We start from the raw sequence: 18,645 nt of genomic DNA, 5'->3' as shown, positions 1-18,645 counted from the left end.
ACGGTCGCGTACGTCGTGCCCTTTCCCACCCCTCCCGGCTCCAGGCCAGTCTCCCCAGGAACGTCACAAGGGTGCGATCTCTGGCCCCCCGAACGCGGCCTTACGATGGGTGCCATGACTGCTTCGACTGGCCGCCGTGTCCTGCTCGCCGCCCCCCGGGGCTACTGCGCGGGTGTGGACCGCGCCGTGATCGCCGTCGAGAAAGCCCTGGAGCAGTACGGCGCTCCGATCTATGTCCGGCACGAGATCGTCCACAACAAGTACGTCGTGCAGACCCTGGAGAAGAAGGGCGCGATCTTCGTCGAGCAGACGGACGAGGTCCCCCCGGGGAACATCGTGATGTTCTCCGCGCACGGCGTCGCCCCGGTCGTCCACGAGGAGGCCGAGCGCGGCAAGCTGGCCACCATCGACGCGACCTGCCCGCTGGTCACCAAGGTCCACAAGGAAGCCGTCCGGTTCGCGGGCGAGGACTACGACATCCTCCTGATCGGTCACGAGGGCCACGAGGAGGTCATCGGCACCTCCGGCGAGGCCCCCGACCACATCCAGCTCGTCGACGGTCCCGGCGACGTCGACAAGGTCGAGGTCCGCGACCCGTCCAAGGTCGTCTGGCTGTCGCAGACCACGCTCTCCGTCGACGAGACCATGGAGACCGTCGACGCCCTGAAGGAGAAGTTCCCGCAGCTGATCTCGCCGCCCAGCGACGACATCTGCTACGCCACCCAGAACCGCCAGCTCGCCGTGAAGCAGATGGGTGCCGAGGCGGATCTGGTGATCGTCGTCGGGTCCCGCAACTCCTCCAACTCCAAGCGGCTCGTCGAGGTCGCCAAGCTCGCCGGCGCGCGTGCGGCGTACCTGGTGGACTTCGCCGACGAGATCGACGCGGCCTGGCTGGAGGGCGTCTCGACGGTCGGCGTCACCTCCGGTGCGTCCGTCCCCGAGGTGCTCGTCGAGCAGGTACTGGAGTGGCTGTCCCAGCGCGGCTTCGAGGACGTCGAGATCGTCAAGGCGGCCGAGGAGTCCATCACCTTCTCGCTGCCCAAGGAACTCCGCCGTGATCTGCGCGAGGAGGCGGCGGCGCTGATCGCGCAGCGTACCGGGGCGGAGGGCGCGGGCGAGGCGTGAGTCGCCGGGTGTGGTGGCCTCCGCTCCGGTACGGCTCGGTGAGGCGTGAGCCGTCGGGTGCGGGGTCGGCGGTGGCTCCGGCGTCGTGACTGTCAGTGGGCCGTCGTAACGTGGTGGCATGCAGATCTTCGGCGTGGACATCGGTGGATCCGGGATCAAGGGCGCCCCTGTGGACCTCGACAGGGGCGACCTCGCGGACGAGCGTTTCAAGGTGCTGACCCCGCACCCGGCCACGCCCGACTCGGTGGCCGACGGGGTCAAGGAGGTCGTCGACCACTTCGGCTGGAGCGGGCCGGTCGGCGTGACGTTCCCGGGTGTCGTCACGGGCGGCGCCATGATCCGTACGGCGGCGAACGTCGACAAGGGCTGGATCGACACGGACGCGCGCGTGCTGCTGGGCGACCGCCTGGGTGGCGTTCCGGTGACCGTGGTGAACGACGCGGACGCGGCGGGCATCGCGGAGATGGCCTTCGGCGCCGGCCGCGACCGCAAGGGCACGGTCATCATGCTGACCTTCGGCACCGGCATCGGCAGCGCCGTCTTCACCGACGGCGTCCTCGTCCCCAACACCGAGCTGGGCCATCTCGAACTGCACGGGCACGACGCCGAGACGCGCGCCTCCAGCAAGGTCAAGGACGACCACGACATGTCGTGGGAGCAGTGGGCGCACCGGGTCCAGCAATATCTCGCGCACGTCGAGATGCTCTTCTCGCCCGAGGTCTTCATCATCGGCGGCGGGGTGAGCCGCAAGGCGCACAAGTTCCTGCACTACATCGAGGGCATCAAGGCGGAGATGGTGCCGGCGCAGCTGCAGAACAACGCGGGGATCGTGGGGGCCGCGATGAGAGTGGCGAACGGCGGATAGGCCGCTGTCGCGCTGTCGCTTATGCGGGCGGGCGGTTCCGTGCCACCCGCCGCCGCATGAGCCGGATCTTTCGCACGGTCACGATCGACCCGGCGACGAGCGTCCCCCCGTACAACCACCCCGCCTGCGTGGCCAGCGCGGTGAACAGCCCCACGACCCGCCCGCTCAGCCCGTCCCCGTTCTCGGCGATGGGCACCAGCCCCAGCGTGAAGGCGATCGGCACCACGACAGGCACGGTCACCAGATCCACCCCCCGCACCCATACCGCCGCCAGCACGCACACCGGCAGGAACAGCACGCCGTACACGACGAGCGACGACCCGAACAGCAGCGAGTCGAGACTGCCGAGGGCCAGGGTCACCGCCCCGCAGAACAGCCCGCAGCCGAGACCGGTGAGCCGGGGGTTGGGCATCCGGCGTACCGCCTGGACGATCGGCGGAGCGGGTCGGCGCACCGCCGCCGGAGGCCGGGGCGGACCGGTGGGACGACCGCCGGGCCGCGCGCCGACGGGCTTGGCCGGGCGCCCGGCGTCGGTCTTGCCCGGGCGGTTGGCGGCGGTCTTGGTCGGGCCCGTGGCGTCGGTCTTGGCCGATCGTGCGGCGGTGGTCTTGGCCGATCGTGCGGCGGGCTTGGCGGGCTTGGCGGGCTTGGCGGGTTTGGTCGGGCGCGCCGCGGAGGCACCGGCACCGCCACCGCCACCGCCGCCACCACCGCCGCGCTGGGCCTGTGGCGGCAGGGGCGTCGGGGGCGTCGGGGGTGAGGTCCCGCGTCGCGGTCCGTGCTGAGGAGATCGCGTCCTGTGTTGCTCCACTAGGCCAACTTAGGTCGATTAATGTGCCGAATAGCCCGTTCGACACGCCGTTGGGCAGAGCTTGGCCAAGCGTTCGACAGGGCGCCCGGCCGGAGTGCGGCACCCCGTAAACTGGTGGATCGGCCAGCCAGTCGCCTGGCTCCTGGCCCCCGGCCCACCGGCCCCCAGGCCCCTCTCACGTACGGGAAGTCGCAACGTGTCGCTCACGATCGGAATCGTCGGTCTGCCGAATGTCGGCAAGTCGACCCTGTTCAACGCCCTGACCAAGAACGACGTGCTGGCGGCCAACTACCCGTTCGCCACGATCGAGCCGAACGTCGGCGTGGTCGGTGTCCCCGACGCGCGCCTGGCGAAGCTGGCCGAGATCTTCTCCTCGGAGCGGGTGCTGCCGGCCACGGTCGACTTCGTCGACATCGCGGGCATCGTGCGGGGCGCGTCCGAGGGTGAGGGCCTGGGCAACAAGTTCCTGGCGAACATCCGGGAGTCCGACGCGATCTGCCAGGTCATCCGCGCCTTCAAGGACGAGAACGTCGTGCACGTCGACGGCAAGGTCTCGCCCAAGGACGACATCGAGACGATCAACACCGAGCTGATCCTGGCCGACCTCCAGACCATCGAGAAGGTGCTGCCGCGGCTGCAGAAGGAGTCGCGGATCAAGAAGGACATCGCGCCGAAGGTGAAGGCCGTCGAGGAGGCCAAGGAGATCCTGGAGAAGGGCGACACCCTCTTCGCGCACGGCATCGTCCAGGGCAGCGAGCGCGCCGCGCTCCTGCACGACCTGCACCTGCTCACCACCAAGCCCTTCCTCTACGTCTTCAACGTCGACGAGGACGAGCTGATGGACGACGCCTTCAAGGACGAGCAGCGCGCGCTGGTCGCCCCCGCCGAGGCGATCTTCCTCAACGCCAAGCTGGAGGCGGACCTCGCCGAGCTGGACGAGGACGAGGCCCTGGAACTCCTGGAGTCCGTCGGCCAGCACGAGCCCGGCCTGGCGACCCTGGCCCGCGTCGGCTTCAACACCCTCGGCCTGCAGACCTACCTCACGGCCGGCCCCAAGGAATCCCGCGCCTGGACCATCAAGAAGGGCGCCACGGCCCCCGAGGCGGCCGGCGTCATCCACACCGACTTCCAGAAGGGTTTCATCAAGGCCGAGGTCATCTCCTTCGGGGACCTGGTGGGCGCGGGGTCGGTGGCCGAGGCCCGCGCGAAGGGGAAGGCGCGGATGGAGGGCAAGGACTACGTGATGCAGGACGGGGACGTGGTGGAGTTCCGCTTCAACACGTGAACTCCACCACGTCGCTGACGTGGTGGAGTTCAATGCGAAAGTACAAGTTCTCGGCGACGAGTGAATTGTGACCCTCTGACGGAGGAGACGTCTCGTTGCCAGGGGACAAGCGGCCGCTACCGCGTTGATCGGCAAGGGGGCGGTGGTCAGTGCCCGGAGGGGGTCGTGCGGCGCCGCCGGGCGGACCGGTGGGTGATGCGGCGAGGCAGCCTGTCGCCGGTCTCCCCGATGGCGACCAGCAGGGCGGCGGAGGCCGCGCACGCCGCGAGGGAGGCAGGCTGGTCCAGGGCCTTGCCGAGTAGCCACAGGCCGAGGGCCAGCAGCATCCACCAGGCGGTGACCGACAGGGCGAAACGTCGTCGATGACGCCGGACCGTCACGGCGTCTCCTTCGTGGCCCGAAGTGCCGGGGCCGCTGCCAGCGCGCATCCCGCGGCCGCTGCCGCGCCCGCGCTTGCCGTTGCTGTCAGGGCGATCGAGGGCGGGGCTTCGGCCAGGCGCGGCAGCGTGTTGAGCGGGGCTGCGGCCCACCGGGCGAGCAGCGCCCAGCCCCGTGGGCGTGTCGGTGTCAGACGGGCGTGCAGGCGGCTGGAAATCCGGCCGGTGAGCAGCGCCAGGCCGACCGGGAGCAGGGGCAGGGAGGCGACGGCGAGACCGATCCAGTGCCAGGTCATGGATGTGGGGTTCTTTCGGCGGGCCGGGACGACGGGGTCACCTGCGGTGGCCGGCCGCGGCCATGACCAGCCCGGTTGTCAGTGCGGCAAGGCCGACGACCAGGACGGGAAAGCCGGGACCGGGCAGGACGTACATCGCGGCTCCGGCCGCCGTGAGTACGGCGCCGCCGGCGGCGAGGGCGGCGCTGATGCGTCGTTCGGGCATGGGGTTCCTCAATCGTGTGCGAGGGTGGTGGCAGTTTAGAGGCGGTGTGCGGGGTGATGCACGAGGTGGGCGGTGAGCTCTCCGACGAGGACCACGCCGCGGCGGCAGGGCCGATCTGTGGCCATCCGATCAGCGAGGTGGCCGCGGCCGCGACGGTGCCGGTGGCCAGAGCGCGACGGTCTCCCTCATGAACGCCCACTGCTGTCGGGCGCTGCCTGGCCGGCGGAGCTCGCTGATCGCGGTCCTGATCACCAAGGCCGTGGCGATGATGGCGAGAGGCAGGATCGTGGCCCCCGTCGACGAGCAGCTCCGCCGCGCGCGTGGTCCCCGGCGGCGATCAGACGCTCCACCTCCGCCAGCGGCCCGTGCCTTGATGGCCCGGTACGCGGCCCCCGCCGGGCTGCCTGTCGGGATCGGAGTGGAGGACTTGGCCACGACGTGGGCGAGGACCAGTGTCACGAGGGTCAGTCCGCCGAGCGCCGCCGCGGTGCCCGGGTGTCCGCCGAGCACGAGCCCCACGCCGGCGAGCCCGGTGCCGAGGAGGACGCCGAAGCAGGGCGATGGCGGGAGGCCAGGGTTCGTACCAGCGTGACGAGCCAGGCGATCGCGAGGACACCGGCGCCGATACGTACCCAGGTCGGGGGGCTGCTGCTCAGGGCCGTCCAGCCATGGCACAGGAGGCACAGCCCCAGCCAGCCCGGGCTTTCCAGGAAGTCGCGTCGTGCGTTCCGCGATGGCATGGCGTTCGCTGCTCCTCTCACTCGTGGTCATGGTGGACGGGTGCTGAGCGGCAGTTCACCGTCGTGTGCGGTGTCGCAGATGGCGGCGGTTCAGGAAGGCGCAGACTGCCGCGGCCGCCGGAATCCAGAGCGCGAGGAGGGCGCCGAGGGTTCCGTCTCTGTCGTGCAGGACCACCATCAGTGTGAAGGTGCAGGCGCCCAGACCGGCCACCGCGCAGGCGTCGGCGGCGGTCAGTGCCGTCCGATGCGGACGGGCGGACGGTTCGTGGGAGCGGAGCCGCTGCCGCGAGACGTAGATGCAGAGCCCGCCGCCCATGACGAGCAGGATGCCGGATCCGGCTGCGAGCAGGGGGTCGCCGACCGGGTGGGAAACGGTTCGCTGCACGCCCACGCTGTCGGAGAGGACGACGATCTCGCCTCGCCAGATCGTCCCCGCGACGCGGTCGCCCGGCCGTACGCCCTCCAGGAACGCCCCGAGTCCGCTGAACTGTACCCGGCCGGCGCCCTCTTCGGGCAGCTCGGAGAGGCGTACCCAGCCGCCCGGCTGCTTGCCGCGCTGTACGTGGACGGACTCGACGGTGAACCAGGCCGAGTGCAGACAGTCCTCGGTCGGCGTGCCCCGGCATGCGGAGGCGGACAGGAAGGCTCGTTCCTCCGCCACGGCTTGGGGGAGCCAGGCGACCAGCAGGGCGCTGCCCGCGAGGAGAGCGACGAGCCCGGCGAGGCCGACGAGGACGTGCTGTGCACGGCGACGGCGGGTGTTGTACGGCTTGCTGGGGCGGGGGCCGCGTGTCATGCCTTGCCGGCCCAGGTGTCGAGCTTCGCGAAGACGAGCGTCAGGCCGCCACCGCTCGCCGCGACGAGGGCGTATGCGGCGAACGCGACTTGCTGGTCCTGCTTGCGCAGGGCTTCGTACTCGCTCCTGGTGATCTGGATCCGCTCGCGATGGGGGTGGGAGGTGTCGATGGCGAAGTACCGGCCCCGGACGGAGTCCGCCTTGTGGAGGGAAGAGTCGTCGGCCCTGGCCCCGACGAGCAGCGTTACCCCGGCCAGGCCCACGCCCGCGAGCAGTCCTTGGACTCGCCGGGGCAGGGAGCGCAGGGCACGCCACTGGTTCGCCTTGCTGCTCGCGAAGCGCATGTCCCGGAGTCCGACGGCGATGCTGCGGACGATCGTCGCCACATGCAGCGGTACGAGCAGGGCGATCCCGAGCAGCAGCCACTCGTCGGCGAACGGAGGGAGGAACGGGAGGGTGGCGAGCGACGCGGCGAGAAGCCCCGCGACGCAGAGGGCGAGTTGCGCCCCGGCATGAATCCTGAAGCTGGTTCTCACCACGTCCCCTGTTGTCCCTTGTCCTAGTCGGTGATCTCGACCGGCGTGCTCGGGGCCGCCGGAGCCGGAACGGTCTCGGGTGCCGACTTCTTCTGCGTCATGCCTTGGAGAAGCGAGGCGAGGTCCATGCCCGTCGCGGAGGAGAGCAGTTCCATGCCCTGGGCGACGTTGTCCGTGACCGTGCGGGTCAACCGGCTCGCGCCGTCGGTGGAGACGATGGTCATCTTGTCGACGGCGGCGAGCGGCTCGGCGGCCTTGGCGACGACCTGGGGCAGGACCTCGACGAGCATCTGGAGGACGGCGGCGTCGCCGTACTGGGCGAACGCGTCGGCCTTCTTCTCCATGGCGTCGGCCTCGGCGGAGCCCTTGGCGGCGATGGCGGCGGCCTGGGCCTCGCCCTCGATGCGTACGGCGTCGGCGAGTGCGGCGCGGTGGGCCTTCTCGCCCTCGCCGGTGAGGCGGGAGCGCTGGGCGTCGGCCTCGGCCTGCTTGACCAGGGCGATGCGGCGGGCCTCGGCCTCCTGCTCGGCCTGGTAGCGGGCGGCGTCGGCCGGCTTGCGGACCTGGGTGTCGAGCTGACGGTCGGTCAGTGCGGCCTGCCGCGCGGCGACCTTCTCCTGCTCGGCGAGGATCTGCTGCTGGCGGTCGGCTTCGGCGAGCGGACCGGCGGCGTTCGCCTGGGCGGCGGCCTCGTCGGTCTGGGCCTTGATCTCGGCCTGCTTCAGGTAGAGGGTCCGCTGCGCGATGGCGATCTCCTCCTCCGCCTTGAGCCGGGCCTGTTCGGCGGCGCGGCGGGCGACGGCCTCGGCGATGTCGGCCTCCTGCTTGGCGCGGGCGGCCTCGGGCCGGCCGAGGTCCTCCAGGTAGGAGCCCTCGGTGGTGATGTCCTGGATCTGGAAGGCGTCCAGGACCAGGCCCTGCCCGGACAGGCTGGCCTCGGCCTCCTCCGCGACCTGGCCGGCAAAGGCGGCGCGGTCACGGATGATGTCCTCGACCGACATCCGACCCACGATCGAGCGCAGCGCGCCGGACAGCACCTCCTGCGTGAAGCCGACGATACCGTCCTGCTGCATCAGGAATCGCTGGGCGGCGGCCCGGATCGAGTCCTCGGTCCCGCCGACCTTGACGATCGCGACGCCCTCCAGGTTCGCCTTCACACCCCGCAGGGTGACCGCGCCACGCACGGCGACCGGGATGTGCCGGCTCGACAGGTCGAGGGTGAACTTCTGCTGCACGAACGGCACGACGAAGACACCGCCGCCCACGACGACCTTCTGGCCGCTGTTGTCGGTGAACACCCGGCCCGTGGCCGGATCGGTGGACTTCTTCCCCCGCCGGCCGGTGATGATGAACGCCTCGCTCGGCCCCGCGACCTTGTAGCGCGTGATGACCACGAGGCCGAGCAGGACGACGAGGACGATGATGCCCACCACAGCGGTGAGGACAGGGCTCATGGCGAAATCCCTTTGAGTAGAGCCGAGTTGAATGTGAGATGCAGAGCGGAGTCGCTACTCGACCGGGCGTACGGTGACGGACGTGGGCGTCAGGACGGACTCGACCCAGACCTCGGTGCCCCGTGGGACGGGGACGGCAGCACGCGCCGCGTACTTCACGGGCTGGCCGCCCAGGTACAGCAGGACCTCGCCGTAGCCCTCCGCCGGGATCGCGGTGACCACCGACCCGGATGTCCGTAAGGTCCTCGCCGCGCGGTGCGGGCGCGGAACCATCGCGCATGAGTACCCGGCTGAACCGCCAGGTCACCCATCCGACGACGCCCCCCGCGACCACGCCCGCACCGGTGGCGACCCCCGCCCCTGTACCGGTGGCGCCGAGCACGATCGCCCCCGTGAAACCGAGAGCCGACACGAACCCGGCGATCACCGGCAACGACAGAACCCCGTCCCAGCCCCCGCCGAGACCGTCGAGGACCCCCACCTCCACCCCGTCGAAGACAAGGGCCAGGACCAGGAGCACAAGCCCCGCGATGCCGAGACCGAGAAACCAGCCCATGTGCGACACCCCGTTCGTGCACCCTGTGTTTGCCGTCACCGGGATGGTTGCACGGAGCAGCACACATGCTCATTGCCGGATCACGGCAATCTTTATGCTCCCTTAATGCCGTCACTGTCCCGTGGGGGTGATCGCGGTGACGAGCGCGGCCGCCTGCTCGGGCGCCGCCTCGGGGAGGAGATGCCCCGCGCCGTCGCGCCGGGACGGTCGGCGGCCTGATCCTCCTCCGCGGCCGTGACCGCGCTGGAGGCGGATCATATGATCCCGGCCATGCGACGAGATGTGATCGATGGTGTGCCCGTTCTGTGGGCGGAGGCGCCTGGGCCCCTTGAAGCCGCTCTTATCTTCGGCTGTGGGATGGGCGACGAGACGTTCCGGACCCTCGGAGTGAGTCATCTTGTCGAGCACCTCGCGATGAGCTCGCTGCCGCGGCTCCACCACGATCACAATGCGTCGGTGACGCTCTCGCTCACGGACTTCACCGCTTCCGGGAGTGACGAGCAGGTCGCACGGTTCCTCACCCGTGTCTGCGAGGCGCTGTCTTCTCTGCCGTTGGACCGACTGGAGCGCGAGGCCGGTGTGCTCGCCGCCGAGGGCTCCGGTATCACTGATCCGACCAGCGCGGAGTTGCTGTCGTTCCGATACGGCTCTGTCGGGGCAGGTCTGGCCTCCTGGGACGGTCCCGGTCCCGACCGCATCCCCGCCGAGGCCGTCCAGGACGTCGCTGCCCGCTACTTCCATGCGGACAACGCCGTTCTGATCCTGACGGGCCGGCCCCCGGCGGAACTCCGCCTGCCGCTGCCGCGAGGCACACGCCCCGACCGCGCCGGTGCGCAGCCGGTGCTGAACCCGGGGCCGGTCTGGTTCCAGGCCGTCGTGCCCGGCCCTGGTCTCGCGCTCCGTGGCGATCTCGACGATCCCGCACTCGTGCTCGCCCTCGCTGTGCTCCAGGAACGGCTCAGGCAGCGGGCACGGCACCAGGAGGGCCTTTCGTACGACGTGGCCGGCACCCGTATGCACACCGGAGCCGGCCAGGGCGAGTACACGCTCTGCCTGGACGCCCGCGAGGGCAAGAAACAGCGTGTGGCCGAGCTGCTGTGGCAGGAGGCACTGCGCATGGCCCGCACGGGCGTCACCGAAGAGGAACTCGCCGAAGAGGTAGTCGGATTGCGTGAATCCTGGCTCGATCCGCGTTCGACGCCCTCCGAACTCGGCGACGCGGCCGGGTGCCTGTTGCTGGGGCTCGACTACCAGGACCCGCGGACACGGCTGGACGCCCTGGAGAAGGTCACAACGGAACAGGCGGCGCAGGCGTTCACCACGGCGCTTGCCACCGCCCTGCTGGTCGTCCCCTGCGATGTGGAGGTGAGCCTCGGGCAGCTCGACGGCACCCCGCTGCCCCGTGGAGGCTGCACCACAGCCCAGACACTCCCGGCGGACGTACGCCTGTTCAAGCCTTCTCTGCTCGACCGCGCCCTCTCCTCCGCTGCCCGCACGGCACGGCTCGGAATCGGCGCCTCGGGCCTGTGGTCACGAGACGCTGACGGTGACGTGCACCATGTGCCCTTCGACGAGGTTGTCGGCGTGGAGATGCAAGGGCCGGGGCGTGTGGTGTTCGGCCGAAGCGGCTGCCTGATCCCGGTCGTGCCCGAGATGTGGACGAGGATCGGACCAGCCGTCGCAGCCATCGACGCCGCTGTACCGGCGGCGTTGCGCTACGAGACCTCCGGCCTCGTCGCCGACGGTGACGACTGAGCCTCCAGCGACGCACGGGCCGACCGCCCGCGGACTGCGATCCCGCTGACCCGCTCGACCCACCGGCCGGCCGATGGTGTCGTCGTCCGAGGGCCTTGCGGTCCCGCCGCGTCTCGGCGTCGTCCCATGCCGCGATCTGCCGACGAGCGTCAGGCCCACCGTGTGCTGCGCGGGTCGAGGGTCCCTGGCGGGCTGGATGGTCGGTGTGCGGAGTCGCGCACGGTCAAGTCGTCCATGTGTGGAGCAGGCGGGCTGTCAACGCACTGGCCGTCTCCGTCGATCCTGCCGAGAGCGCCGCCCTGCGCGAAGAGCGGGACGCTCACGACATGGGGGTTCCGCTCATCGGCCTCTCCTCTCCCCGCCGCGAGATCAGCCGCCCGGCACTCGACTACATCCGCCACGTCCGCAAGGAGGGCCCGGGGGATGTGGTCACCGTCTTCATCCACGAGTACGTAGTGGACCGCTGGTAGGGCCAACTCCTGCACAACCCGAGTGCACTCAGGCTCAAAGCCCGACTGCTGTTCACCCCCGGCGCCATGGTCACCAGCGTTCCCTACCTCGTCCGCGCAGAACGCGCGGAAGCGGACTGACAGCCCCTGGTCGGTCAACCGGAGGTGCCGGCCACGACGATCTTGACGGTGTGTTTGGCGCTGGTGGTCCAGGTCCGGAAGGCCGGGCGCGGGCCTACCCGGAGATCGTCTCTTGCCGTGGGCGAGGCGCCGGCCTGCAGCCGCCCCGGTGACACGGGGGGGGGAGGGATCAACGGGGCGCTGTGATCGGACAGTCTCGGTGATATCCGGCCGTCAAGGCTGCCTCGCTGTCCTACCTTTCGGACGTTCGTCAGGCCAACCGCGGCACGCGGCCCCTACCTGTCCCGCAGGGCCTTCGAAGAGGCCGACCGCTGCCCAGAAGGGGCCCGTAGTACCAGTGGCCGCTCCGTATGAGTGCGGCCACCCAGGGATTCTGGGTGGCCGCACGGTGGTGGAGCGCTACTTCTTCTGGCGCCTGCTGATCACGAGAACCGTGAGCAGGCCGCAGACCAGGCCGGCGAGGCCCCAAGGGCCGCTAGGGCTGTAGTCGTTGAGAACGTAGCCGATGGCGGAGAAGGCGACGGCAACGGTCAGGACGATGAGGCCCCAGAAGCGTCTTCCTGGCATCCGTTTACTCCTTGTCGTGATGTCGGGCCGTCCTGTTTCGCCACGCCTCTAGGAGAAGCGCAGCTTGCAGTGCCTGTTGGTGCAGTAGGCGCGCCACTTGGTGGAGTAGCGCCGGTGGCCGGACAGGCCCGGGCCCTGGACGTTCCGGGAGTACGCGACCGTGACGGCGAAGCGCTCCTGGTATCCGCAGGCAAAGAAGATCTTGAACGCGCAGACCTGGGCCATGCCGGAGGCGCCCCACTCATGGTAGGTGGAGCTCCGGGCGTTGCGGGCCGGACCATGGAACTGGATCTTCCAGCCTAGGACCGAGGCGACACCACTCTCGTCGTCGCTTGTCCACGCCCAGGAGCTGCTGATGTTTCCCTTGCTGTTGAGGCAGAACTCGGCCTGCATGGAGATGGTGCCCAGCTGGATGCGCACAGCTCCTTCGTAGAGCTTGTACGTGCGCGAGACGGTCTTGCAGCTCGCCGTACCGGCGTTGTCGTAGGTGTTCACCGGGTCGGCACACACGTAGTCGTAGGAGTTGCAGCTTCCGCCGTACAGGGGGTCCACGCTGAGGAAGCGCCCCGTGCCGGGCGAGTAGAGCCGCGCGCCCATGAGCAGGGTGTCCGTCGGCGTCTCGCTGGAGCGCTGGAACGCGCCGAGCCAGCCGTAGCGGGCCGCCGGTGATCCGGTCCGGACGTTGCCGTACTCGTCGCTCTCCAAAGCCACGGGGCTCTGCGAGGCGTCCAGCGGGAGCTGCACGCCGATGTCGCCGTGGATGTTGGTGAGCATGAGGACGGTGCCGCCGGTCTTGCCGGTGACGGCGGCCAGGCCGCCGCTCAGCGACGCGACGTTGCGGGAGACGGCTCCGGTGCCGTCCTCCACGATCCAGCTCGGGCTGTCGGTGTCGTTGGCGTAGTGGTTGACCTTGGCGCCGGTCTGGGACCAGGTGCCGCCGCTGTTGGTCTCGGTGGTCCAGCTGCGGAAGCGGAGGGCCGCGTCGAGTTCCCAGGTCTGGCGCTTGGTGCCGGCGGTCTGACGGCGGACCAGGTTGTTGGTGTAGTAGTCGATGGTGGCGCCGGGCATGGCCGTGGTGCGGCCGTACGCGTCGTAGGCGTAGCCGGGGTCGACGAGGCGGTCGGCGCTGTCGTAGGTGTGGGTGCGGGTGGTGCCTCCGGTGGTGGTGCAGGCGAGACCGGGCTGCGCGGCGGTCGTGGTGAGGGAGGTGCGGTTGCTGCGCTTGTCGAAGGCGTAGGCGCGGCGGGTGCAGACCGAGTCGGCGGTCTCCTCCGCGACGGTCAGGCGGCCTGCTCGGTCGTAGGTGTAGTCACGGTTGCTGGTGCCGCTGGTGCGGGTGGTGACCTTCCCGTCGACGGCGTGCGTCACCGCGTCGGAGTAGACGACGGCGCCGTCGGCGTCGCGGGTGTAGACCCGGTCGGCCGTGGTGCCGACGGTGTTCTCCGTCTGGCGCAGGGTGTAGCCGCCGGGCAGCTGCTCGGCGACGATCGAACCGGCCGCGTTGTACGTGGCGGTGAACGTGCCCGCGACGGAGTCGACGAGCTTGGTCGCCATACCGCGGGGCTCGATCGCCGTGTCGTAGGCGAACGTCCGGGTCGAGGGGGCGCTGTCGGTGATGGTCAGCGGGCGGTCCAGCGCGTCGTAGCGCATGGTGGTGGTGCCGCCGTCCGCGTCGGTGTACGAGATCAGCCGGCCCAGCTTGTCGTACTGCCTGGTGATGGTGCCTCCGGTCGGGGAGGTCACTGTGACCGGCTGGCCGCTGGCGGGGTCGTAGGTGATGGTGTTGGTCGGCACGGCCTGGCCGAGGCCGCCGCTCATCGTGGTGGTGGTCTGCCGGCCCGCGGCGTCGCCCCTGGGGATCGCGACCTGGGCGCTGATGTACAACTCCGGCGTCCACGCCACCGTCGCCGGAGTCGCCATAGGACTGATCCTGCGCACCACCCGCGACAAGGGAGAGGACACCGCACCGGCCGCCCGCGTCTCGCACCTGCTGCACCCGGTCTCTGCCGGTATCGCGGCCCCCCTGTTCGCCCTCTTCGCCGCCGGAGTCGGCGTCTCCGCCGGCGCGCTCGGCCATGTCTTCACCGACCCCGAACCGTGGGGTGTCGTCATCGGTCTCGTCGCCGGCAAGATCCTCGGCATCTTCCTCGGCACGTACCTTGCCGCACGCTTCACCCGAGCCCAGCTCAACCCCGACCTCGCCTGGGCCGACGTCTTCGGCCTCGCCACCCTGGCCGGGATCGGCTTCACCGTCGCCCTCCTCATCGGCGAACTCGCGTTCCCTGCGGGCGCACAGGCCGAACACATCAAGGCCGCCGTCCTCGTGGGCTTCCTCATCGCCGCGGCGCTCGCCGCCGTCCTCCTGCGACGCCGTAACCGCATCTACAAGCGGCTGTGGGAAGAGGAAGAACGCGACGACGACGCCGACGGCATTCCCGACATCTACCAATCCGGCGCGTGCCCAGGCAGTTCCGGATGAACGAGCAGGGTGTAGCCCCGGCGCTGCGCGGCGCGGCCGTCGTGCTCGCCCTCCGGGTCATTCGCACCGCCGTTCGCGAGCTGAGGAAGCCGGGCAGCGCCCGGCACGAATGGACGTTCCTGCGGGAGCGGCGAGGTCTGCTCACCTTCCTGGGGACGGCCTCGGTGCTCTCCGCCATGAGCTGGACGGTCTCCGGCCCTGCGCACTTGCCCTGGGTGGGCCTCGCGGCCCTCCTCGTAGCCCGTATCTCTTCCAAGGAAAGGTGAGGGGACATGTTCCACACCCTGTGGATCGTGATGTCGACGCTCGTACTCGTGCCCCTTGGGGTGGCCTCGCTGAGGGGGTGGACGCCGCGCTGGTCGCCCGCCATGAGTGCACGTGTCACGAAGGCCCGGGGCGCGGCGGCCTTCATGATCTACGGCGCGAGCCTCACGCCCGCGGTCCTCGGCCTGGCGGGAGTGCCGGCCGACGGACTGCTCCTGCTGCGGATAACGGCCGGGCCGCTGCTGCTGCTCATCGCTGTCGGAGTCGTGGTCTGGGCTTCCCTGCCCGGCCTGCGACGTCATGAGGGAACAACGCGTCGACCGGCCGGTTAGCGGCGAGCCCGCTGACGCGGACCTGCCCCGGTTCCTTCCTCCTTCCCGCATTGAGAGTGTGGTTGTGACTTCTCCTCTTCTCTTCTTCGTGAGCTGTGCCCTGGCCGGGGTGTTGCCCGCTGTGTGGGCGAACCTGCGGAACAGGTCTTTGTGGCGTGCCTTCGCCGCGGGCCGACCCGTGGGGGCATGCGCGGAGATGGCGGTGCGGTCCGCCACGGGAGGTGAGGACGCGGCCGGTCCGGTGCGGGGTGACCTGTGGATGACGCCTCACGCCGCTGAGCCGGTGTTCTTCGTCTCGGAGACCGCCGTCCTCGCGGTCCCACGCCACGGCAGGATCCGTGACGTCGTCCCCCAGCGGCAGGGCGGCTTCCGGCGGTCCTCATTCGTCGAACGGGACATGCTGGTGTATGAGGAGCCCGGCTCGGGGCGAACGCTCCTGATCACCGTCGACCGGCCGGTCACCGCACTCCTCCGGGAGGCTCTCGTACCGCCCGAGGCAGAGTCCCGAGCGAAGGAGGGCCCTGCGGCGCAGTCGTGTGAGCGGGCCGCCGACGCCTTCCGTATGCCGCTGGCGCACCGCATCCGGATGCCCGGCTTCGCGGCTCTGCTCCTGACCGGTGCGCTCTCTCTGACACTCTTCGGCGTGCACACCTTCGGCCTCGGGCGTGAGGTGACCGCGACGGTCACCCACGTGGAGGGGGACTCGTGCCGGATTACCTGGCAGGACCCCTGGGACTCGTCCCGCACTCAGCGGGCACGCGTCGACTGCTACCAAGGGGAGAAGCCAGGGGACCTGTTGAGGATCAGCGCCCGGCCCTGGCCGGTACGCGGGGAGGCGGCCGATCTGGAGGACTCCCGGTTCATGATGGCCTTCGGGGTGACCGTCTCGGGGCTGGCGGCGTTGGTCGGCATCGCCTCGGCCTCCGTGAGCGGCGCACGCCGGTTGCGGTTGCTCCGGCGCCACGTGTGCGGCGGCGAGGCGGCCCTGCGCCACGTGGGCCGGGTGATGGTGCCCTGGTGGAGCTGGGCCGCGATGACGCTCGGCCTGGCGGGTCTGGGCCTTGTGACGCTCGCGTACGGATTCGGACAGCCCGTGCACGCGGAGGTCACCGGCACGACCGAGTACGACACGTGCGCGGTCGCCTGGGCCGACCCCTGGGACGGCACTCCGCTCACGGCGGAGGTCGACTGCGACGGGGTTGCGGCCGGGGACCTCCTGGAGGTCAGCGTCCTGCCGTGGCCCCTTCGGGGGGAGGCGTTCGACCGGGACTTCACCCCCGTCGGCCTCGGGTTCGTCACGGCCTTCGGTGCCGGCGTGGCCCTGCTGGGAGTCGGCCTGCACTCCCGGCGTTCGCGACGGGGCAGAGCACTCGTCTCCACGGCCGCCACCTCGGCCGGAGCCGCCGCCGCTCCCTCGCCCGCCCCTCTTCGGAAGGACCCCGCGGGGGACTCGGCCGACACGGGCGACATCCTCGACCGCTCCCACCTGACCGAGGTGTCCCGCCTGCTCCTCGCGCGCGACGTGCTCGGGGCCGGCCCGAAGCGTCGCCGCCCAGAGCCCGACCCGCGCTCGGGTCCCTGGTGGCGATCGCCCGCACTGCGCCGGATCACCCTCGCCTCGGGCATCGCCTGGGGCGCCCTGATCGTCCTCGGCGTCACCGCCCTGTGGTCGGGATGGTGGTGGATGACGGCTTTCCGGATCACGACGGACCGGCCTCAGACCGCGATCGCGACGGTCGAGTATCGGCACGATGAATTCCCGCTGGAGCCCTGGCTGCTGCCCGGCGCGGCGGAGATGAGCTTCCTCACGGCGGACGGCCGCCGCATCGTGACGGACATCGTGCACGCGGACCCTGCCCCGGCCGAGGGAGACACCGTCGGGATCGAGTACGCAGCCGGCCATCCGTCAGTCGCCTGGATTCCCGGCGACCCGGGGTTCAGACGCGGACTGTGGGTGAGCGGCGCGGTCGCGGCCCTGGCGCTCGCTCGTCTGGTGTGGTGCGTGGTCGCCACCGGGAGGATCCTGCGCCGACTGCTGCGCGCCGCCCGGCGCGGGCAGGTCCGGTCCCTCGACTACCTCCTCCTGCCGGGTGGCGAGGAGCCCGCGACCGAGGCGCCGATGCTTGTCCTCTTCGAGCCGGGGGCGCAACGGCCGACCGCGGTGATGGACGTGGTGCCGGGGGCGATACTCCTGCCCCCGGAGGGGACTTTGGAGCTGCGGAGCGTTCCGCAGGACCCCTCCGCAGCGGTCGCCTGGATCGGGGGAGAACCGGTCTGGCCGACCAGCCCGTTGACCGCTCTCGCCGAGGACGACGAGGAGGATTCCTTCCGGCAGTACGTGACGGACCTCGTCCCGTCCGGAGTCGCGCTCGACGCCCCACCGACGCCTGGCTAGCCGGCGGAGTCCTCGCCCGACAGGTAGCGCTCCAGGCCCATCCCGCGCATCATCGCTGCCACCTGCCCCTGGGCGTGGGTGACCCTGAACCGGGTTCCCTGGCGCATCCCGGACAATCCCGCGCAGGGTATCCGGGTATCCCGGGCGGCTCCGTGCGTGGTGGACGAGGACGAGATCCCCAAGCTGGACGAGGTCGATCTGACTACGAGCACCACCCGGCTTCCTCCGCCTCCCGCGTCTACAGGTGCCCGCGTACTCGTCTGAGTGCACCACCGAGTGCAAAGTTATGTGCACCACTGCTCGGGGCCGCGTCGGTGTCCCGTTCGATGGCCTGGAGGCGGTTCTCGAGCCGGAGCTCGTCGGTTGCTAGACGGTGCGGATGACAGGGGCAGGTTTGATGTCCTGGGCGTCGATGAGGGTGCGGATGTCGTCCGGGTCCGAGGTCCAGATGATGGCGCCGAGGCTGGCTGCCATGGTCACGACGGTGGCGTCGACGATGTCGGAGGTGCCGGCCTTGCCGCAGAGGATGCCTGCGGCTTTGGCGGTTTCGAGGCCGACGGGTACGACGTGGCACCCGGCGAGGAACTTGCCGAGTCTGACCTGGCGGCGGGAGTCCCGCCATGCCTGGCTGACGACGACGGAGGGGACGTGGATGTCCCGGCCGTCTTCGAGGGCCAGGCTGTGGCGGGCCCACATGCGTCGGTCGTCGTTGTCGATGGCGATGAGGACTCCGGCGTCGTACAGGTAGGGGATGTTCACGCGGCCGAGACTCCCGAACCGCTGAGGTACTCGGCGTCGGCAGCGGCGAGGTCCGCGCGGGCGGCGGCGAGCTCTTCGGGGGTGAAGGCGCCGTGTTCTGCCTGCCACTCCTGGATGACGGCCCGGCCGGCCCGCAGGCGCAGCTCGCGTTCGGCTGCTCCGGCGACGAGGCGGGAGAGCGGGATGCCTTCTTCCTCGGCGGCTCCGGCCAGGGCTTCGACCAGGGCTTCGTCGAGAGTGATAGTCACCTTCTTGGTTGCCATACATCAACCATAGCGCGGTATGGCTTTCGACGCTGATGTACGGATCACACCGACGAGCGCTGAGGGCTTCGCCGACTCGGTGGCCCGCGGGGCTGCGGCTAAGGCTGAGTCCAGATTCGCCGGAAAGAGCGGATTGGTTCTGAATATCTTGCTCGGCCGTGACGTAGCGGTGCACGGTTTCGAGCACGGGCCAGG

At 70.3% G+C, this 18,645-nt stretch carries 19 protein-coding genes and 2 pseudogenes; 9 read left to right on the top strand and 12 right to left on the bottom strand.

Annotated elements, in window-relative coordinates; genetic code table 11:
- Window positions 1–105 precede the first annotated feature (105 nt).
- Complete coding sequence (locus tag I2W78_RS13210) at window positions 106–1,125, top strand: 4-hydroxy-3-methylbut-2-enyl diphosphate reductase (protein WP_196459751.1); 1,020 nt, start codon at window positions 106–108, stop codon at window positions 1,123–1,125.
- Window positions 1,126–1,243: 118 nt separating this feature from the next.
- Window positions 1,244–1,990: a polyphosphate--glucose phosphotransferase gene (gene ppgK, locus I2W78_RS13205; protein ID WP_196459749.1), complete on the top strand. Its 747-nt coding sequence runs from the start codon at window positions 1,244–1,246 to the stop codon at window positions 1,988–1,990.
- A gap of 19 nt (window positions 1,991–2,009) precedes the next feature.
- Here ppgK and I2W78_RS41660 read toward each other — a convergent pair whose 3' ends face one another.
- On the bottom strand, window positions 2,010–2,801 hold the full coding sequence (locus tag I2W78_RS41660) for a DUF6542 domain-containing protein (RefSeq protein ID WP_196459747.1): 792 nt from the start codon (window positions 2,799–2,801) through the stop codon (window positions 2,010–2,012).
- Between the two features lie 196 nt (window positions 2,802–2,997).
- On the opposite strand from I2W78_RS41660, the gene ychF reads away from it, so the two are divergent.
- A complete protein-coding gene (gene ychF / locus I2W78_RS13195) occupies window positions 2,998–4,086 on the top strand; it encodes a redox-regulated ATPase YchF (protein ID WP_196459746.1) in 1,089 nt (362 codons plus the stop codon).
- A 146-nt stretch (window positions 4,087–4,232) separates the two neighbouring features.
- On the opposite strand, the gene I2W78_RS13190 is transcribed toward ychF, so the two are convergent.
- From I2W78_RS13190 to I2W78_RS13160, 7 genes and pseudogenes are all read right to left on the bottom strand, one after another.
- Window positions 4,233–4,466 carry a hypothetical protein gene (locus I2W78_RS13190; RefSeq protein WP_307783681.1) on the bottom strand — a complete coding sequence of 78 codons (234 nt, stop codon included), beginning with the start codon at window positions 4,464–4,466 and terminating at the stop codon, window positions 4,233–4,235.
- Window positions 4,463–4,759, bottom strand: coding sequence for a hypothetical protein (locus I2W78_RS13185; RefSeq protein ID WP_196459744.1), 297 nt, complete (start codon window positions 4,757–4,759; stop codon window positions 4,463–4,465). The genes I2W78_RS13190 and I2W78_RS13185 overlap by 4 nt, the downstream gene beginning before the upstream one ends.
- A gap of 37 nt (window positions 4,760–4,796) precedes the next feature.
- The gene (locus I2W78_RS13180) at window positions 4,797–4,964 is read right to left on the bottom strand and encodes a PGPGW domain-containing protein (RefSeq protein WP_196459742.1); all 168 of its coding nucleotides are present in this window, start codon (window positions 4,962–4,964) and stop codon (window positions 4,797–4,799) included.
- 795 nt (window positions 4,965–5,759) lie between these two features.
- Window positions 5,760–6,500, bottom strand: coding sequence for a hypothetical protein (locus I2W78_RS13175; RefSeq protein WP_196459740.1), 741 nt, complete (start codon window positions 6,498–6,500; stop codon window positions 5,760–5,762).
- The gene (locus I2W78_RS13170; protein ID WP_196459738.1) at window positions 6,497–7,036 is read right to left on the bottom strand and encodes a hypothetical protein; all 540 of its coding nucleotides are present in this window, start codon (window positions 7,034–7,036) and stop codon (window positions 6,497–6,499) included. The genes I2W78_RS13175 and I2W78_RS13170 overlap by 4 nt, the downstream gene beginning before the upstream one ends.
- Before the next feature lie 23 nt (window positions 7,037–7,059).
- The gene (locus I2W78_RS13165; protein ID WP_196459736.1) at window positions 7,060–8,490 is read right to left on the bottom strand and encodes a flotillin family protein; all 1,431 of its coding nucleotides are present in this window, start codon (window positions 8,488–8,490) and stop codon (window positions 7,060–7,062) included.
- 54 nt (window positions 8,491–8,544) lie between these two features.
- Window positions 8,545–9,046, bottom strand: a pseudogene (locus I2W78_RS13160) (hypothetical protein).
- A gap of 456 nt (window positions 9,047–9,502) precedes the next feature.
- Here I2W78_RS13160 and I2W78_RS13155 point away from each other — a divergent pair.
- Window positions 9,503–10,801: an insulinase family protein gene (locus I2W78_RS13155; RefSeq protein WP_196459734.1), complete on the top strand. Its 1,299-nt coding sequence runs from the start codon at window positions 9,503–9,505 to the stop codon at window positions 10,799–10,801.
- Window positions 10,802–11,127: 326 nt separating this feature from the next.
- Window positions 11,128–11,271 carry a hypothetical protein gene (locus I2W78_RS13150; RefSeq protein WP_196459732.1) on the top strand — a complete coding sequence of 48 codons (144 nt, stop codon included), beginning with the start codon at window positions 11,128–11,130 and terminating at the stop codon, window positions 11,269–11,271.
- Between the two features lie 519 nt (window positions 11,272–11,790).
- Here I2W78_RS13150 and I2W78_RS13145 read toward each other — a convergent pair.
- Window positions 11,791–11,958: a hypothetical protein gene (locus I2W78_RS13145; RefSeq protein ID WP_196459730.1), complete on the bottom strand. Its 168-nt coding sequence runs from the start codon at window positions 11,956–11,958 to the stop codon at window positions 11,791–11,793.
- Window positions 11,959–12,006: 48 nt separating this feature from the next.
- On the bottom strand, window positions 12,007–13,878 hold the full coding sequence (locus I2W78_RS41120; RefSeq protein WP_196459728.1) for an RHS repeat-associated core domain-containing protein: 1,872 nt from the start codon (window positions 13,876–13,878) through the stop codon (window positions 12,007–12,009).
- On the opposite strand from I2W78_RS41120, the pseudogene I2W78_RS13135 reads away from it, so the two are divergent.
- From I2W78_RS13135 to I2W78_RS13120, 4 genes and pseudogenes are all read left to right on the top strand, one after another.
- A pseudogene (locus tag I2W78_RS13135) lies at window positions 13,808–14,437 on the top strand (Na+/H+ antiporter NhaA); the annotation flags it as partial. The gene I2W78_RS41120 and the pseudogene I2W78_RS13135 sit on opposite strands and share 71 nt — an antisense overlap.
- Window positions 14,434–14,703, top strand: coding sequence for a hypothetical protein (locus I2W78_RS13130; protein ID WP_196459726.1), 270 nt, complete (start codon window positions 14,434–14,436; stop codon window positions 14,701–14,703). The pseudogene I2W78_RS13135 and the gene I2W78_RS13130, both read left to right, overlap by 4 nt.
- Before the next feature lie 6 nt (window positions 14,704–14,709).
- A complete protein-coding gene (locus I2W78_RS13125; RefSeq protein WP_196459724.1) occupies window positions 14,710–15,033 on the top strand; it encodes a hypothetical protein in 324 nt (107 codons plus the stop codon).
- A 259-nt stretch (window positions 15,034–15,292) separates the two neighbouring features.
- A complete protein-coding gene (locus I2W78_RS13120) occupies window positions 15,293–17,428 on the top strand; it encodes a hypothetical protein (RefSeq protein WP_196459722.1) in 2,136 nt (711 codons plus the stop codon).
- A 366-nt stretch (window positions 17,429–17,794) separates the two neighbouring features.
- Here the strand turns inward: I2W78_RS13120 and I2W78_RS13115 are convergent, their stop codons facing one another.
- Window positions 17,795–18,187 carry a PIN domain-containing protein gene (locus tag I2W78_RS13115; protein ID WP_196459720.1) on the bottom strand — a complete coding sequence of 131 codons (393 nt, stop codon included), beginning with the start codon at window positions 18,185–18,187 and terminating at the stop codon, window positions 17,795–17,797.
- Complete coding sequence (locus I2W78_RS13110; protein WP_196459718.1) at window positions 18,184–18,450, bottom strand: hypothetical protein; 267 nt, start codon at window positions 18,448–18,450, stop codon at window positions 18,184–18,186. The genes I2W78_RS13115 and I2W78_RS13110 overlap by 4 nt, the downstream gene beginning before the upstream one ends.
- Window positions 18,451–18,645: the final 195 nt, after the last annotated feature.

It is taken from the genome of Streptomyces spinoverrucosus, assembly GCF_015712165.1.
Lineage (GTDB): Bacteria > Actinomycetota > Actinomycetes > Streptomycetales > Streptomycetaceae > Streptomyces > Streptomyces spinoverrucosus_A.
Note: the sequence above shows the minus strand (reverse complement) of the source record. Positions and strands in the feature narration are given on the sequence as shown.

Bases quoted from the DNA above. Each gene is read 5' to 3' on its own strand.
- ppgK (WP_196459749.1), top strand. From the start codon at position 1,244: ATGCAGATCTTCGGCGTGGACATCGGTGGATCCGGGATCAAGGGCGCC.
- I2W78_RS13110 (WP_196459718.1), bottom strand. From the start codon at position 18,450: ATGGCAACCAAGAAGGTGACTATCACTCTCGACGAAGCCCTGGTCGAA.
- I2W78_RS13165 (WP_196459736.1), bottom strand. From the start codon at position 8,490: ATGAGCCCTGTCCTCACCGCTGTGGTGGGCATCATCGTCCTCGTCGTC.
- I2W78_RS13120 (WP_196459722.1), top strand. From the start codon at position 15,293: ATGACGCCTCACGCCGCTGAGCCGGTGTTCTTCGTCTCGGAGACCGCC.
- I2W78_RS13175 (WP_196459740.1), bottom strand. From the start codon at position 6,500: ATGACACGCGGCCCCCGCCCCAGCAAGCCGTACAACACCCGCCGTCGC.
- I2W78_RS13150 (WP_196459732.1), top strand. From the start codon at position 11,128: ATGGGGGTTCCGCTCATCGGCCTCTCCTCTCCCCGCCGCGAGATCAGC.
- I2W78_RS13185 (WP_196459744.1), bottom strand. From the start codon at position 4,759: ATGACCTGGCACTGGATCGGTCTCGCCGTCGCCTCCCTGCCCCTGCTC.
- I2W78_RS13145 (WP_196459730.1), bottom strand. From the start codon at position 11,958: ATGCCAGGAAGACGCTTCTGGGGCCTCATCGTCCTGACCGTTGCCGTC.
- I2W78_RS13180 (WP_196459742.1), bottom strand. From the start codon at position 4,964: ATGCCCGAACGACGCATCAGCGCCGCCCTCGCCGCCGGCGGCGCCGTA.
- I2W78_RS13130 (WP_196459726.1), top strand. From the start codon at position 14,434: ATGAACGAGCAGGGTGTAGCCCCGGCGCTGCGCGGCGCGGCCGTCGTG.
- I2W78_RS41120 (WP_196459728.1), bottom strand. From the start codon at position 13,878: ATGGCGACTCCGGCGACGGTGGCGTGGACGCCGGAGTTGTACATCAGC.
- I2W78_RS13125 (WP_196459724.1), top strand. From the start codon at position 14,710: ATGTTCCACACCCTGTGGATCGTGATGTCGACGCTCGTACTCGTGCCC.
- I2W78_RS13210 (WP_196459751.1), top strand. From the start codon at position 106: ATGGGTGCCATGACTGCTTCGACTGGCCGCCGTGTCCTGCTCGCCGCC.